Genomic DNA, 14,602 nt, shown 5'->3' on the forward strand with positions numbered 1-14,602 from the left:
TGGCTCAGCTACTCAGGCGGCCAGCAGGCTTTCCAGCGTGCGGCGATAGATGTTCTTCAGGGGATCGATATAGCGCAGCTCGATGTGCTCATCGATCTTGTGGATGCTGGCGTTCGGTGGCCCGAATTCTATCACCTGGGGGCAGATGCGGGCGATGAAGCGGCCGTCCGAGGTCCCGCCGGTGGTCGACAGTTCGGTCTGCACGCCCAGCTCTTCGCCGATCGCCGCGCACAGCGCATCCGACAGCGTGCCCTTCTCGGTCAGGAAGGGCTGGCCGGACAGGGTCCACTGCAGGTCGTAGTCCAGGCCGTGGCGGTCGAGGATGGCGTGCACGCGCGCTTCCAGGCCCTCGGCCGTGCTGGCGGTCGAGAAGCGGAAGTTGAAGTCGAGCGCCAGGTGGCCGGGAATCACATTGGTGGCGCCGGTGCCGGATGCCATGTTGGAGATCTGGAAGCTGGTCGGCGCATAGTATTCGTTGCCTTCGTCCCAGACCTCCGCTGTCAGTTCGGCCAGCGCCGGCGCGGCCTGGTGGATCGGGTTGCGCGCCAGGTGCGGGTAGGCGATGTGGCCCTGAATGCCCTTGACCACCAGGTGGCCCGAGAGCGAACCGCGGCGGCCGTTCTTGATCATGTCGCCCAGCACGTGGCTGGAGGTCGGCTCGCCGACCACGCAGTAGTCGAGCGTTTCGCCGCGTTCTTCCAGCAGGTCGCACACGACCACGGTGCCGTCGACCGCCGGGCCTTCCTCGTCGCTGGTGATCAAAAAGGCGATCGAACCCTGATGGTCGGGATTGGCGCCGATGAACTCTTCGCAGGCGATCACCATCGCCGCGATCGAGGTCTTCATGTCGGAGGCGCCGCGGCCGTACAGCTTGCCGTCGCGCTGGGTCGGGGTGAAGGGCGCGGACTCCCATTGGTGCACCGGGCCGGTAGGGACCACGTCGGTGTGGCCGGCAAAGACGAAGACCGGCGACTCGGTTCCCTTGCGCGCCCACAGGTTGGTCACGCCGTTCGATTCGATGGTCTCGCACTGGAAGCCCAGCGGCGCCAGCAGTTCGATCAGGCGCTGCTGGCAGCCCTTGTCGTTGGGGGTGATCGAGTCGAGCGCGATCAGCTCTTCGGTGAGCAGCAGGGTGCGCGACGGCTTCACTGTGCGGCTCCGAACTTGATGGCGTACTGGTCGGCCGAGAAGCCGACCGACGTCGGACCCTGGCCAACCAGCACCGGGCGCTTGATGACCGACGGGTTTTCCAGCATCAGCGCGATGGCGCTGTCGTTGTCGGTGATGGATGCCTGGCGCTCGTCCGGCAGGTTACGCCAGGTCATGCCCTTGCGGTTGACCAGGGTTTCCCAGTCGAGGTCCGCAAGCCAGCCTTCGACCAGCTCGCGGCTCAGGCCCTGCTTCTTGAAGTCGTGGAAGGTGAAGTCGTGGCCGTTGTCCGCCAGCCAGGTGCGGGCTTTCTTGACGGTGTCGCAGTTGGGGATTCCGTACAGGGTGATAGTCATGGGCAAATCATGTCCGCTGCGCACGCCGTGACGACGCAGCCGGAGTCAGTTGTAGATTCAGTTGTTGAGAGTAAATTCGGTGAACGACGCGCCTTGCGGCTCGGCCGGCTTGGTTTCGCTGACCTTGGACTGGCCCTGGCTGTCCGGCCCATTGTTGAGCAGCCAGAGCAGGTTGGTGGCCGAGTCGGCATTGGCCAGCGCTTCGTCCTGTGTCACCAGGCCGTCCTGCACCAGCCCGAACAGCGCGGCCTCGAACGATTGCGAGCCGGGCGAAAGACTCTTGTCCATCGCGTCGCGGATCTGGCTGATCTCGCCTTTTTCGATCAGGTCGGCGATGTAGCGGGTGTTGAGCATGACCTCGACCGCCGGCTGGCGCGCGCCGCCCGCCGCGGCTTTCACCAGGCGCTGCGACACGATCGCCTTCACGCTCGAGGCCAGGTCCTGCAGCAGGGCGGCGCGGTTTTCCAGCGGGTAGAAGCTGATGATGCGGTTCAGCGCGTTGTAGCTGTTGTTGGCGTGCAGGGTGGCCAGCACCAGGTGGCCGGACTGGGCGTAGGCCAGCGCCGCCGCCATCGTTTCGCGGTCGCGGATCTCGCCGATCAGGATGCAGTCCGGCGCCTGGCGCAGCGAATTGCGCAACGCGACCTGCAGGCTGCTGGCGTCGGCGCCGATCTCGCGCTGGTTGACGATCGACTTCTTGTTCTTGAACAGGTACTCGATCGGGTCTTCCAGCGTCAGGATGTGGCCGGTGCGCAGTTCGTTGCGGTGGTCCAGCATTGAGGCGATGGTGGTCGACTTGCCGGAGCCGGTGGCGCCGACCACCAGCAGCAGGCCGCGCTTTTCCATGATCAGCTCGGACAGCACCGGCGGCAGGCCGAGTTCGCCCAGCGGTGGGATGTTGCCGGGCACGAAGCGGAACACGGCGGAAATCGAGCCGCGCTGGCGGAAGGCCGACAGGCGGAAGCGCCCCAGATTCGGGACCGAGACGCCCATGTTCAGTTCATTGTCCCGTTCGAGTTCGGCCAGCTGTTCGGGCGTGGCGACTTCGGACAGGAGCGAGAGGATGTTCTCGGGTTCGAGACGATTCTGGTTGATGGGGATGAGGTTGCCGTTGATCTTGATGTGCACCGGCGAATTCACGGCGAAGAACATGTCGGAGGCGTTCTTCTCTTTCATCAGCTGGAACAGGCGGTCCATGGCCATCGTATCGTCTCCGTAGGGGGAGTTCAGGAGCCGGTTGAACGCGTCGGCGGCGAAGCCGCCAACCCTACGTAGGGTGGACGGGTTTCCCGTCCACGCGTTCAACCGGTATCCGCTCAGGCATAGGGTTGGCGGCTCTGCCGCCGACGCGTTCACCCCACGTCCGAGCAGCCGCGCAATTACACGCCGCGCAGCAGTTCGTTGATGCCGGTCTTCGAGCGCGTCTGCGCATCGACGCGCTTGACGATCACCGCGCAGTACAGGCTGTACTTGCCATCGGCGGACGGCAGCGAACCCGACACCACGACCGAGCCCGACGGCACGCGGCCGTAGGTCACTTCGCCGGTTTCGCGGTTGTAGATCTTGGTCGACTGGCCGATGTACACGCCCATCGAGATCACCGAGTTCTCTTCCACGATCACGCCTTCGACGATTTCCGAGCGGGCGCCGATGAAGCAGTTGTCTTCGATGATGGTCGGATTGGCCTGCATCGGTTCCAGCACGCCGCCGATGCCGACGCCGCCCGACAGGTGGACGTTCTTGCCGATCTGGGCGCACGAGCCGACGGTGGCCCAGGTGTCGACCATGGTGCCTTCATCGACGTAGGCGCCGATGTTGACGTAGGACGGCATCAAGACCACGTTCTTGCCGATGAACGAACCGCGACGGGCGACCGCCGGCGGCACCACGCGGAAACCGCCCTTGGCGAAGTCTTCCGGGGTATAGTCTGCGAACTTGGTCGGGACCTTGTCGTAGAACTGGATGTCGCCGGAAGCGACCGGCACGTTGTTCTCGAGGCGGAACGACAGCAGCACGGCTTTCTTGATCCACTGGTTCACGACCCATTCGCCGGTATCTTTTTGCGCCACGCGCAGGCTGCCGTTGTCGAGGCCGGCGAGGACGTGGGCGACGGCGTCGCGCACTTCGGCACTGGCGCTGTTCGGGCTGATCTCGGCGCGCTGTTCCCAGGCGGTGTCGATGATGTTCTGGAGTTGTTGGGTCATGATGCTGTCTTTAGTAGAAATATAAAAAACGGTGGGTCTTTACTTGAGACCCTGGCAGAACTGGACGATGCGGTTTGCCGCTTCCAGTCCTTCGTCGACGCCAGCCACGAGGGCCATGCGGATGCGGCCCTGGCCCGGGTTCTGCCCGTGCGCGTCGCGCGCCAGGTAGCTGCCCGGAAGGACCGTCACATTATAGTCGGCGTACAGGCGGCGTGCGAAGTCGGTGTCCGACAGCCCGGTGCGGCGCACGTCGGCCCAGAGGTAGAAGCCGGCGTCGGGCAGTTCGACGTCCATCACCCCTTTCAACAGTGGCGTGATCAGGCTGAACTTTTCCTTGTACAGCGCGCGGTTGTCCTGCACGTGCTGCTCGTCGTTCCAGGCCGCGATCGACGCCGTCTGCACCGGCGGCGACATGGCGCCGCCGCAGTAGGTGCGGTACAGCAGGAATTTCTTCATCGCGACCGGGTCGCCCGCCACGAAGCCCGAGCGCATGCCCGGCACGTTGGAGCGCTTGGACAGGCTGGAGAACACGATCAGGTTGCGGTACGGCTGCTCGCCTTCGCTACGGCCGAGCTGGTGCGCCGCTTCCAGCGCGCCCAGCGGCGGGGTGGAGCCGGTATAGATCTCGGAATAGCATTCGTCGGCCGCAATCAAGAAGCCGAAGCGGTCGGACAGTTCGAACAGCTCGCGCCAGTCGTCCAGGCTCAGGGTGGCGCCGGTCGGGTTGCCGGGCGAGCACACGTACAGCAACTGCACATGCGGCCACACCGACCCCGGCACGTTGCCGAAGTCGGGCGCGAAGTTGCGCGCCGGGTCGCTGTTCACGAAAAATGGCGTGGCGCCGGCCAGGTAGGCCGCGCCTTCGTAGATCTGGTAGAACGGGTTCGGGCACATCACCAGCGCATCCGTCTTCGAGCCGTCCACCATGCACTGGGCGATGGCGAACAGCGCCTCGCGCGAACCGTTCACCGGCAATACCATGGTGGCCGGGTCCAGCGGCGGCAGGCCGTAGCGGCGCTCCAGCCAGCCGGCAATCGCCGCGCGCAGCGGCTCGGCGCCGATCGTGCTCGGATAGTTGGCCAGGCCCGCAATCGCGTGGGTCAGCGCTTTCTCGATGAAGGCCGGAGTCGGATGCTTCGGCTCGCCGATGCCCAGGCTGATCGGGGAATAGGCGGCGTTCGGCGTCACGCCCGCGAAAAGCTGGCGCAGTTTTTCGAACGGATAGGGTTGGAGCTTGTCGAGATGGGGATTCACGGCTGAAAGGGTGTGCGCTTTTCGATAATTTTTCATTATAGCGCCATGCCCGGGCCATGCGCAGGCGGCGTCGGCGGTGAAGTGGAGTAGTATGGAAATGACAATCCAACCCGCGACGCCACTGGAGAGAGCAACCGTGCCGATCAGCTATGCACGCAGCCTGACAGCGCATCAACGTACGCCCGGCGCCAACCGCCACCTGGGCGTGGCGCTGGCCTTCGTGGCCGGCGCCATCAACGCCGGCGGCTTCCTGGCGGTGCGCGAATACACCTCGCACATGACCGGCATCGTCTCCAGCGCCGCCGACCACCTGGTGCTGGGCGAGTCCGAACTGGTGCTGGCGGCGCTGGCGGCGCTGCTCAGCTTCGTGCTGGGCGCGGCCTGCACCGCGATCCTGGTCAACTACATCCGCCGCCGCGGCCTGCACAGCGGCTACGCGCTGCCGCTGTTGCTCGAGGCCGTGCTGCTGCTGGTGTTCGGCATCCTGGGCGCGCGCCTGGCGGCGATCGACGCCTTCTTCATTCCGCTCACCGTGATGCTGCTGTGCTTCATGATGGGCTTGCAGAACGCGGTGATCACCAAGGTCTCGCAGGCCGAGATCCGTACCACCCACATGACCGGCATCGTGACCGACATCGGCATCGAGCTGGGCAAGATGGCCTACTGGAACGCCGATGGCGCGCGCCAGCCGAAGGTGGCGGCCAACCACGCGCGCCTGGGGCTGATGGCGGCGCTGCTGGGGGCGTTCTGCATCGGCGGCGTGCTGGGCGCGTTCGGCTTCAAGCACCTGGGCTACCTGTCGACGGTGCCGCTGGCGGCGCTGCTGTGCGTGCTGGGGATCGTGCCCATCGTCGACGATGCCTGCGCCGTGCTGGCGCGCTGGAGCCGGGCGCGCCGGCAGGGCTGACGCGGCGCCAGGGCCGGGGTCGTGCCGGTGGCGCCGGCAATGCAGTGTGCATACGCCGTGGACATTGCTTATCGGGCAAGGTTATCATCCGATATTGTTCACACCGTTGCCGCCATGACACACACTGCGTTACCAGATTCCCGTTTGACCGTCCGCGCCCGTCTCAACTGGACCATCCTGGTGCCGGCGTTCGCCCTGCTGGCCCTGGCGCTGATGTGGTGGCGCTGGGGCGGAACGGTCCAGGACTCGCAATACTATTTCGACACCGCGCGCTACCTGCGCGGCGACATTCCGAAGTCCGAACTGGTGCCGCCGTTTCCTTACCGGATCCTGGTGCCGGCGCTGGCGTCGGCCATTCCCGGCGACCTGCGCAACAACTTCGCCATGCTGAACTGGCTGCTGGTCGTGGCCGGCGCCTGCTGCATGTCGGCGGCCGTGCTGCGCGCCGGCCTGGGCCAGCGGCGCGCCATCGCGGCCGGACTCTTGATGATCGTCTCGCTGCCTGCGGTCTGGTACGCGCCCTACCTGCTGGTCGATCCCGGATCGGTGTGCGCGCGCTCGGTGTTCGTGCTGGCGGTGCTGACCGGACAGCCGTGGGTGGCCGCGCTGGCCGGCCTGATCGGCACCGCGGTGCGCGAAGAAAACATCCTGCTGCTGTTCTGGCTGCTGGCGACACGGCGCGTCGCCTTGCTGCCCGGACTGGCCCTGCTGGCCGCCGCCGGCGGCTGGATCCTGCTGGTGCGCTGGTGGCTGATCCCCGGACTGCTCAGCTATACCTGGGTGCCGAACTGGGGCAATATCGAACGCGCGCTACATGACGTGCGCTCGCATCTGTCGCTGATCGGCTCGTCCATCATCGTGATTCCGCTGGCGCTGCTCGGCTGGCGCAAGGCGCCCGCGACGCTGCGTCCGCTGGTCGGCTTGCTGGTCCTGATGGCCCTGCCGCAGATGTACGCGGCGCTCAGCGTGCGGGTCGATGGCCGCCTGGTCTGGGGCCTGTATCCGTTCCTGGTGCCGTTCGCGGTCTGCGCCGGGCTGGCGCCGGCGCGGCCGTCAAACGGCGTGCCGGACTAGCCCAGGCCGAACAGCGCCGGTTCGACGCTGCTGCCGGGCCACGGCGCAACCGAGGCCGCCACGGCCAGCGCCAGGCACAGCGCGCATACCGCCAGGCTGACCCGGTCGCGGCTGACGTACAGCACCGGGTCTTCGTTGACCAGGCCGCGCCAGGACAGCGTCCACAGGCGTCCGAGCCAGAACACCAGCAGCGGCACGATGCCGGCCAGCCAGGCCGGCGACTGGTAGCGGATCAGCGCATTCTGCGATTCGAAATACAGGATGAAGATCAGCACCGACAAGAAGGCGCTGTTGATGCCCATGATGCCGATTGGCTGCTTGTCGGCGGTGGTGTAGCCGCGCCCGGCGGACTTTTCCTTGCCCAGCAATTCCAGGTTGTGCAGCTCGCTGTGGCGCTTGAGCAGGGCCAGGCTGAGAAAGAAGAAGAACGAGAAGGCCAGCAGCCAGAACGACGGTTCGATCGCGGTGGCGGCGCAACCGGCCAGGATGCGCATGCTGTACAGGATCGCCAGCGCCACGATGTCCACCATCAGGATGCGCTTGAGCACCAGCGAATAACACGTGGTCGACACGAAGTAGGTGAACACCGCCAGCGCCAGCAGGGGGCCGGCCAACAGGCTCGACAGCAAAGCGGCGGCCACCAGTAGCGGCGCCGCGCCCAGCGCGACGGCGATCGGCAGGGTGCCGGCGGCGATCGGGCGGTGGCGCTTGCTGCGGTGCGCGCGGTCGTCGCCCGCGTCGAGCGTGTCGTTGAGCAGGTAGGCGCTCGAGGCGCACAGCGAAAACGCCACGAAGGCCAGCGCCGACTGCCACGCCGCCGCCAGCGTGAGCTCGTTCCCGGCCAGCATCGGCACGAATACCAGCAGGTTCTTCAGCCATTGGCGCGGCCGCATCGCCTTGAGCAGGGCCATGCCCTGGCGCGGACGCGCGCCGCCCACCGGCGCGGTGACGCGGCCGTCGCCGATCGCCAGCGGTCGCGGCGACACCGACAGCGCACTGCCGCAGTGGCGCCAGACGGCGCGATCGGCCTTGCCGGCGCCGACATAATCGAACCCGCGCTCTCCGTACAGCTCGACCAGCAGGCGCGCGCGCGCCTGCGCGCCGCGGGCGCCACCCTCGTGCGCATGGACCTGTCCGAACAGGCCCAGGTGCGCCGCCACGCCGTCGGCGACGCCGCGCCGTGCGCCGCTCATCAGGACCAGGGTGCGCCCCTGGGCGCGTTGCTCCGCCAAAAAGGCGAGCAAGGGGCGGTCGTAGGGCAGGGCGGCGGCCGGCGGCATCGCGCAATGCAGCAGCTTGCGCCGGAACGCGCCGCCGCCGGCCAGCAGCCAGGCCGGCAGGCGCCACAGCTGCAGGAAGCGGGTGCGCAGGAACAGCGCCAGCGCTTCCCATAGCAGGCTGGAGCGGATCAGCGCATCGTCCAGGTCGACGACCAGCGCGCGTTGCACGGCGGCGGCGTCGGCGGCGGCGACGGTGTCTGGCCTCAGGTCGGGGGCGGCATTCTTCAATTGCGGTCCTGCTGGTTGGTTTGTCTGGCCCCGCTCGATCCGGTTCGGCCCGGCGTGCGGCGGGTGGGTGGCGCTGGCGGGGTCGGCAGTCTAGCAGAGCAGGGTGGATCCAAAGTACGTGCTTTTCCACCGCAGGGTCCGGAACGGCGCCGGCGCATCCGCTTCGATGCGCTAGGCGGCGCGCTCGCGCCACGCCCCCGGATTCATCCCGCTCCACTCGCGAAACGCGTGCGTGAACGCGCTCTGCTCCTGGAATCCCAGCTTGAAGGCGATCTCGACCAGGCCCAGTTCGCGCTGGCGCAGGTAGTCGCGCGCCAGGCTGAAGCGCACGGCGTCGAACTCGGCCTGGAAGCTCGACCCGGCTTCGGCCAGCTTGCGCTGCAGGGTGCGCGCCGACAGGCCCAGCTCGGTTGCCACCGGGGCCAGCCGGGTGTCGCCGTGCGGCAGGCGCCGCAGCAGGGCGGCGCGCAGCCGGGCCGCGATGCCGTCGTTGTCGCGGGCGCGCTGCTCCAGCTGGCGCTCGGCGTATTCCTGCAATACAGGGAACAGGCTGGTGTCGGCGTTCGGCACCGGCATCGCCAGCAGAGCGGCGTCGACCACGGCGCAGTTGGCGGCGGCGCCGAATTCGGGCAGCACGCCCAGCACGCGCCGGTACTCGGCCGGGTCGACGCCGGCGTCCGCATGCATGAAGCGCATCAGGTGCGCCTGCAGCGGCTGCCCGGCCATCCAGCTGCCGAACACGCGGATGCCGGCGAACACGCTCTCCACCAGGTGGCGGTTGGCGTCCGGATAGTGCGAAACCCACTCGTAGCGCGCCCGCTCGCCCTCCAGGGCCAGTTCGCTTTTGCCGAGGTCGTGCGCGAGCGATTCGTAGCGCTGGGTCAGCTGCATCGCGTGGCCGAAGCTGCTGCAGGCCAGCAGCACCATGCCGTAGGCGCTGTAGGTCGACGGCCGCACCTTCTCGCCCACGTGCAGGCCGAAGTGCGGATCCCGGGCCAGGCGCGCGCCGGCGCCGAGCAGGGCGATGTAGCGCTGCGCCGGAACGCTGTCGGGCAGGGTGGAGAGGGCGTCGGGCGCCAGGCCGGCCGCCACGCACAGGCGGCTGGCGGACACGCCCTGTTCGCGCGCCGTGTCGAGCAGCGGCTGCAGGTAGGCGCCGGTGACGCGGCGGCTATCGAGAAGAGGATCTGGCGTGTTGGAGCAAGGAGGTGGCATGAAAGCGCAATACGGACGGGAAGAGGCTGCTTAATCTGGCATAAAGGGCAACTTCTAGTATAACGGCAAAAGAGACGGACAGGGACGGATGCGACGCTGGAACGGTTGGGGGGACGACTCGGTCGAGGTGGAACTGGCGGCCAGTGCGCGCGCCTTGCTGGAAGCACGTGTCGGCCCTGGCCCTGGCCCCGGCACGGCGCCGCAGGACGCCACCTTCGACCGGGCCTGCACCCAGGTGCCGCCCGGGCGCCTGGCGCCGCACCCGCTGGTCGACACCAGCCCCACGGTGCGCGCGCGCCACGCGCTGGGCCAGAGCCTGCCCGACTGGCTGCGCCTGCGCCACGGCCAGCTCGGCAACGTGCCGGACGGCGTGGCCTTTCCCGAGTCGTCGAGCCAGGTGCGCGAACTGCTGGCCTTTGCCGCGCGCCAGGACGCGATGGTGATTCCCTGGGGCGGCGGCACCAGCGTGGCCGGCCACCTGGGCGTGCCGGACGGCGCCCGCTTCGCCCTGCGCCCGGTCTTGGCGATCGACATGTGCCGCATGCGGGCCCTGGTCTCGCTCGACCGCGAGGCGCTGCTGGCCTGCTTCGGCGCCGGCATCACCGGGCCCGACCTCGAAACCCAGCTGCGCGCGCATGGCTACACGCTCGGCCATTATCCGGACTCGTTCGAATACTCGACCCTGGGCGGCTGGATCGCCACCCGCTCGGTGGGCCAGCAGTCGCTGCGCTACGGCCGCATCGAGGGCCTGTTTGCCGGCGGCCGGGTCGAGACCCCGGCCGGCACCCTCGACATTCCCTCGTTCCCGGCTTCCAGCGCCGGCCCCGACCTGCGCGAGATGGTGCTCGGCTCGGAAGGGCGGCTCGGCATCGTCACCCACGCCAGCATGCGCATCAGCCGCCTGCCCGAGCACGAAGCCTTCCACGCCATCTTCTTTCCCGACTGGCAGCACGCGCTGCAGGCGGTGCGGGTGCTGGCGCAGGCGCGCCTGGGATTGTCGCTGCTGCGGCTGTCGAACCCGCCTGAAACCGCGACCACGCTGGCGCTGGCCGGGCATGCGCACGGCGCCGGGCTGCTCGAACGTTACCTGGTGTGGCGCGGCTGCGGCCCGGGACGGTGCATGCTGCTGGTCGGCGCCAGCGGCTGCAAGGCGCAGGTGGCGCAGTCGCTGCAGGCGGCGCGCGCCAGCGCCCAGCGCCACCGCGGGGTACACGCCGGCGCCGCGCTGGGCGAGCACTGGCGCCGCAACCGCTTCCGCGGCATGTACCTGCGTAATGCCGCCTGGGAACTCGGCTATGCCATGGACACGGTCGAGACGGCGCTCGACTGGCCGCACGTGACGCGCGCGGTGGACGCGATCGAACGCGCCGCCGCCGCCGCGCTCGCGCCGTTCGGCGAGCGCGTGCTGGCCTGCACCCACCTGGCGCACCCGTATCCGCAGGGCGCCGGCGTGCACACCACGCTGGTCTACCGCCTCACCGGCGACTACGAGCTCGACCTGCTGCGCTGGCGCCAGCTCAAGGAGCGGGTGGCGGGCGCGGTGGTCGCCAGCGGCGGCACCATCAGCCACCAGCACGGGGTCGGCGCCGACGCGGCGCCGTGGCTGGCGGCAGAGAAGGGCGAGCTGGGGGTGGGGGCGATGGGCGCACTGTTGCGGCACTTCGACCCCGACTTGCGCATGAATCCGGGTAAGCTGTTGGCATCATGACGACTTTTCCACCCGGCCGTGACTGGGATATCCTCATCATCGGCGGCGGCATCACCGGCGCCGGCATCCTGCTGGAAGCGGCGCGGCGCGGCCTGAAGGCATTATTGGTCGAGCAGCGCGACTTTGCCTGGGGCACGTCGAGCCGCTCCTCGAAGCTGGTGCACGGCGGCCTGCGCTACCTCACCGAAGGCGGCCTGCGCCTGGCGCGCGACGCGGTGCGCGAGCGCGAGGCGCTGCTGCGCGCCGCGCCGGGCCTGGTCGAGCCGCAGGGCTTTGCCATCGCGGCGCTGGCCGGCGATCCCGTTTCGCCAGGCGACGGCGAAGGAGACGGCGAGGTCGCGCGCCCGGCCTACATGACGATGCTGCGCATGGTCGACCTGTTGACCGGCCGCCGCGAACACCGGTGGGACCGCGGCGCCGAGCGTCCCGGCGCCTCGCGCATGGCGGCCCTCGGCGGGGCCAGCGAGAGCGGCGGCGGGGCCGGCGCCGGCGCCCGCATCCCGGGCGGCATCCGCTACACCGACGCCAAGACCGACGACGCGCGCCTGGTGCTGCGCGTGCTGGACGAAGCGCGCCAGCACGGCGCCACGGCGCTCAACTACGTCACGGTGCAGGCGCTGGTGCGCGACGGCGGCAAGGTGCACGGCGCCATGCTGCGCGACGAACGCAGCGGCGCCGAGCACGCCGTGCGGGCGCGGGTGGTGGTCAACGCCACCGGCGCCTGGTCCGACCTGCTCGATCGCGACGGCCCGGCGCGCAGCGCGCGCCTGCGCCCGCTGCGCGGCACCCACCTGGTGCTGCCGGGCCGGCGCCTGGCGCTGACCCAGGCCCTGAGCATGCTGCATCCGCTCGATGGCCGGCCGGTGTTCGTGTTCCCGTGGGAGGGCGTGACCCTGGTCGGCACCACCGACGTCGACCACGACGAGGCGCTGGCGCGCGAAGGGCGCATCACGCGCGCCGAATTCGATTACCTGATGGCGGCGCTGCGGGCGCAGTTCCCGCAACAGGGGCTGCTCGAATCGGACGTGGTGGCGACCTTCGCCAGCGTGCGCCCGGTGGCCGAGGGCGGCGCGGCGCCGTCGTCCGAGCGGCGCGAGCACCTGCTGTGGTCCGAGCCCGGCATGATCTCGGTCGCCGGCGGCAAGCTGACCACCTTCCGCTCGATCGCGCTCGACGTGCTGCGCCACCTGGCGCCGCAACTGCCCGGCTGGCAGCTGCGCTCGGACCGCGCGCCGGTGTTCGCGCGGGTGGCGGTGCCGGCGCGCCACGACCTGCCGGCGGGCGTGCTGCGGCGCCTGGCCGGACGCCACGGCGCCCACGTCAAGCCGCTGCTCAAGGCGGCCCAGGCGGGCGAACTGGACGTGATCCCCGGCACCCAGACCCTGTGGGCCGAACTGCGCTGGGCCGCGCGCGCCGAGCAGGTGCACCGGCTGGACGACCTGATGCTGCGCCGCACGCGGCTCGGGCTGCAGCTGGCCGGGGGCGGGGTGGAGGTGCTGCCGCGCATCCGCGCCATCTGCCAGCCGGAGCTGGGGTGGAGCGACGAGCACTGGGAGCGCGAGGTGGCGGCGTATCTGAAGGCGTGGCGGCCGCAGTATGGGGTGCCGGTGGCGAGCCAGGGGGCGGGTGCGGCAGTAGGTGCTCGGCTACGGCAGTAACGCGTCAGTCCGCTGTCTTTAGCACGTCATCCCCGCGAAGGCGGGGACCCAAGTTTGCCCGCGTCGCCATGAGCGCGTGCTCGAGTAGCGGCGCAACGAACTTGGGCCCCCGCCTTCGCGGGGGTGACGGTTTAGAGGAAACGGGACTACGTGATGCAATCGTGGTCTTCTAGAGCAGGGGGAATCAGTGCGGCTGCACCCCACGCCCCCCATCCCACGGCGTTCCCGCCTGCACCGTCACCACCCGGTTCCTGCCGCGCGCCTTGGCCTCGTACATGGCCCGGTCGGCCGCCACGAAGAACGAGCGCACGTCGTCGAACAGCGTCGGCACGATGCTGGCCACTCCGACGCTGACCGTGACCACGCCGCTGGTTGCCGCGCGCGGGTTCGGAATCGCCAGCCGCTCGACGTGCGCGCGCGCCGCTTCGCCCAGGCGCGCGGCGGCGTCTTCGGCGGTGTCGGCCAGCAGGATCACGAATTCCTCGCCGCCGTAGCGCGCCGCCAGGTCGGTCGGGCGCATCGCGTGCGACTGCAGCGCTTCGGCGATCGCCTGCAAACAGGCGTCGCCGGCGGCGTGGCCCAGGCTGTCGTTGTAGCCCTTGAAGTGGTCGACGTCGCACACGATCAGCGACAGCGGCTGGCCGCTCCTGATCGCGCGCGCCCATTCCTTGTCCATGAAGGCGTCGAAGTGGCGCCGGTTGGCGATGCGCGTGAGCGGGTCGACCAGCGCGGCGCGCTGCAGCGCCGTTTCGGACTGCTTGTGGTGGGTGATGTCGTGCAGCAGGGCCACGAACAGCGCCTCGCCGCCGGCCATCGGCGACAGGCTCAGGTCCATCGCGTGCACGCTGCCGTCGCCCTGCGGCAGCAGCACTTCGCGCGTGCCGCGGCAGCGCTTGGCCGCGTCCAGGTCGTCGGGATTGGCGAAATAGGCGGCGTAGTCCTGGCTCGCGGGCGCCGCCAGCAGCTCGGCCAGCGGCCGGCCGGCGAGCCCGGTGGCGGGGCCGTCGAGGAAGCGTTCGCAGGCCGGGTTGGCATAGGCCACGCGGCCGTCGCCGCCGACCAGCATCAGGCCCTCGTCCATGCCGTCTACGATCGACTGCAGGCGCTCGGCCTGCTGCTTCTGGCTTTCGGCGCTGCTGCGCTGGCGCAGCTGGGCGCGCACCCGCACGCACACTTCGGCCAGACGCACCGGCTTGGCTATGTAGTCGGCGGCGCCGGTGTCGAAGCCGGCCACGATGTCGTCGGTCTCGCCGCAGCTGCTGACGAAAATCACCGGGATATGGGCGGTGTCGGGCTGGCGCTTGAGGCGCCGGCAGATCTCCAGGCCGTCGAGGTCGGGCAGGATCACGTCGAGCAGGATCAGGTCGGGCTGGACCCGGGTGGCGATGTCGAGCGCGCGCTTGCCCGAGGTGGCGACGAAGGTCTGGTAACCCTGCTCGCGCATGATGTCCTGCAACAGCCCGAGGCTGTCGGGAGCATCGTCGACGATCAGGATCGCGGATTGGCGCGAGGGCGCGGCAAGCGCCAGGGCTGGGTGCATCATCGGTTGCGGGCAAACCTCATCAGTGA

At 69.2% G+C, this 14,602-nt stretch carries 12 protein-coding genes; 4 read left to right on the forward strand and 8 right to left on the reverse strand.

Annotated elements, in window-relative coordinates; all coding sequences use genetic code 11:
• Positions 1–12: 12 nt before the first annotated feature.
• From dapE to dapC, 5 genes are all read right to left on the reverse strand, one after another.
• Positions 13–1,149, reverse strand: coding sequence for a succinyl-diaminopimelate desuccinylase (gene dapE, locus QPK27_RS15370; RefSeq protein WP_290419133.1), 1,137 nt, complete (start codon positions 1,147–1,149; stop codon positions 13–15).
• A complete protein-coding gene (locus tag QPK27_RS15375) occupies positions 1,146–1,505 on the reverse strand; it encodes an ArsC family reductase (protein WP_290419134.1) in 360 nt (119 codons plus the stop codon). Before QPK27_RS15375 ends, dapE begins: the two co-directional genes overlap by 4 nt.
• Positions 1,506–1,562: 57 nt before the next feature.
• The gene (locus QPK27_RS15380) at positions 1,563–2,708 is read right to left on the reverse strand and encodes a PilT/PilU family type 4a pilus ATPase (protein ID WP_290419135.1); all 1,146 of its coding nucleotides are present in this window, start codon (positions 2,706–2,708) and stop codon (positions 1,563–1,565) included.
• Positions 2,709–2,884: 176 nt separating this feature from the next.
• The gene (dapD, locus tag QPK27_RS15385; protein ID WP_290419136.1) at positions 2,885–3,709 is read right to left on the reverse strand and encodes a 2,3,4,5-tetrahydropyridine-2,6-dicarboxylate N-succinyltransferase; all 825 of its coding nucleotides are present in this window, start codon (positions 3,707–3,709) and stop codon (positions 2,885–2,887) included.
• A gap of 39 nt (positions 3,710–3,748) precedes the next feature.
• On the reverse strand, positions 3,749–4,963 hold the full coding sequence (dapC, locus tag QPK27_RS15390) for a succinyldiaminopimelate transaminase (RefSeq protein ID WP_290419137.1): 1,215 nt from the start codon (positions 4,961–4,963) through the stop codon (positions 3,749–3,751).
• A 136-nt stretch (positions 4,964–5,099) separates the two neighbouring features.
• Between dapC and QPK27_RS15395 the strand changes: the two genes are divergently transcribed.
• Positions 5,100–5,870 carry a YoaK family protein gene (locus QPK27_RS15395; protein WP_290419224.1) on the forward strand — a complete coding sequence of 257 codons (771 nt, stop codon included), beginning with the start codon at positions 5,100–5,102 and terminating at the stop codon, positions 5,868–5,870.
• A 144-nt stretch (positions 5,871–6,014) separates the two neighbouring features.
• Positions 6,015–6,944: a hypothetical protein gene (locus tag QPK27_RS15400; RefSeq protein WP_290419138.1), complete on the forward strand. Its 930-nt coding sequence runs from the start codon at positions 6,015–6,017 to the stop codon at positions 6,942–6,944.
• Here QPK27_RS15400 and QPK27_RS15405 read toward each other — a convergent pair.
• Both QPK27_RS15405 and QPK27_RS15410 read right to left on the reverse strand, forming a co-directional pair.
• Positions 6,941–8,452: a UbiA family prenyltransferase gene (locus QPK27_RS15405; RefSeq protein ID WP_290419139.1), complete on the reverse strand. Its 1,512-nt coding sequence runs from the start codon at positions 8,450–8,452 to the stop codon at positions 6,941–6,943. The genes QPK27_RS15400 and QPK27_RS15405 overlap by 4 nt on opposite strands.
• 171 nt (positions 8,453–8,623) lie before the next feature.
• Positions 8,624–9,667, reverse strand: coding sequence for an AraC family transcriptional regulator (locus tag QPK27_RS15410; RefSeq protein WP_290419140.1), 1,044 nt, complete (start codon positions 9,665–9,667; stop codon positions 8,624–8,626).
• Positions 9,668–9,755: 88 nt separating this feature from the next.
• Between QPK27_RS15410 and QPK27_RS15415 the strand changes: the two genes are divergently transcribed.
• Both QPK27_RS15415 and QPK27_RS15420 read left to right on the forward strand, forming a co-directional pair.
• Complete coding sequence (locus QPK27_RS15415; protein WP_290419141.1) at positions 9,756–11,375, forward strand: FAD-binding oxidoreductase; 1,620 nt, start codon at positions 9,756–9,758, stop codon at positions 11,373–11,375.
• The gene (locus QPK27_RS15420) at positions 11,372–13,033 is read left to right on the forward strand and encodes a glycerol-3-phosphate dehydrogenase/oxidase (RefSeq protein ID WP_290419142.1); all 1,662 of its coding nucleotides are present in this window, start codon (positions 11,372–11,374) and stop codon (positions 13,031–13,033) included. Before QPK27_RS15415 ends, QPK27_RS15420 begins: the two co-directional genes overlap by 4 nt.
• Positions 13,034–13,217: 184 nt before the next feature.
• Here QPK27_RS15420 and QPK27_RS15425 read toward each other — a convergent pair whose 3' ends face one another.
• Positions 13,218–14,576, reverse strand: a complete 1,359-nt coding sequence (locus QPK27_RS15425; RefSeq protein WP_290419143.1) for a diguanylate cyclase domain-containing protein — start codon at positions 14,574–14,576, stop codon at positions 13,218–13,220.
• Positions 14,577–14,602: the final 26 nt, after the last annotated feature.

Source organism: Massilia sp. YIM B02443 (assembly GCF_030411955.1).
Lineage (GTDB): Bacteria > Pseudomonadota > Gammaproteobacteria > Burkholderiales > Burkholderiaceae_D > Telluria.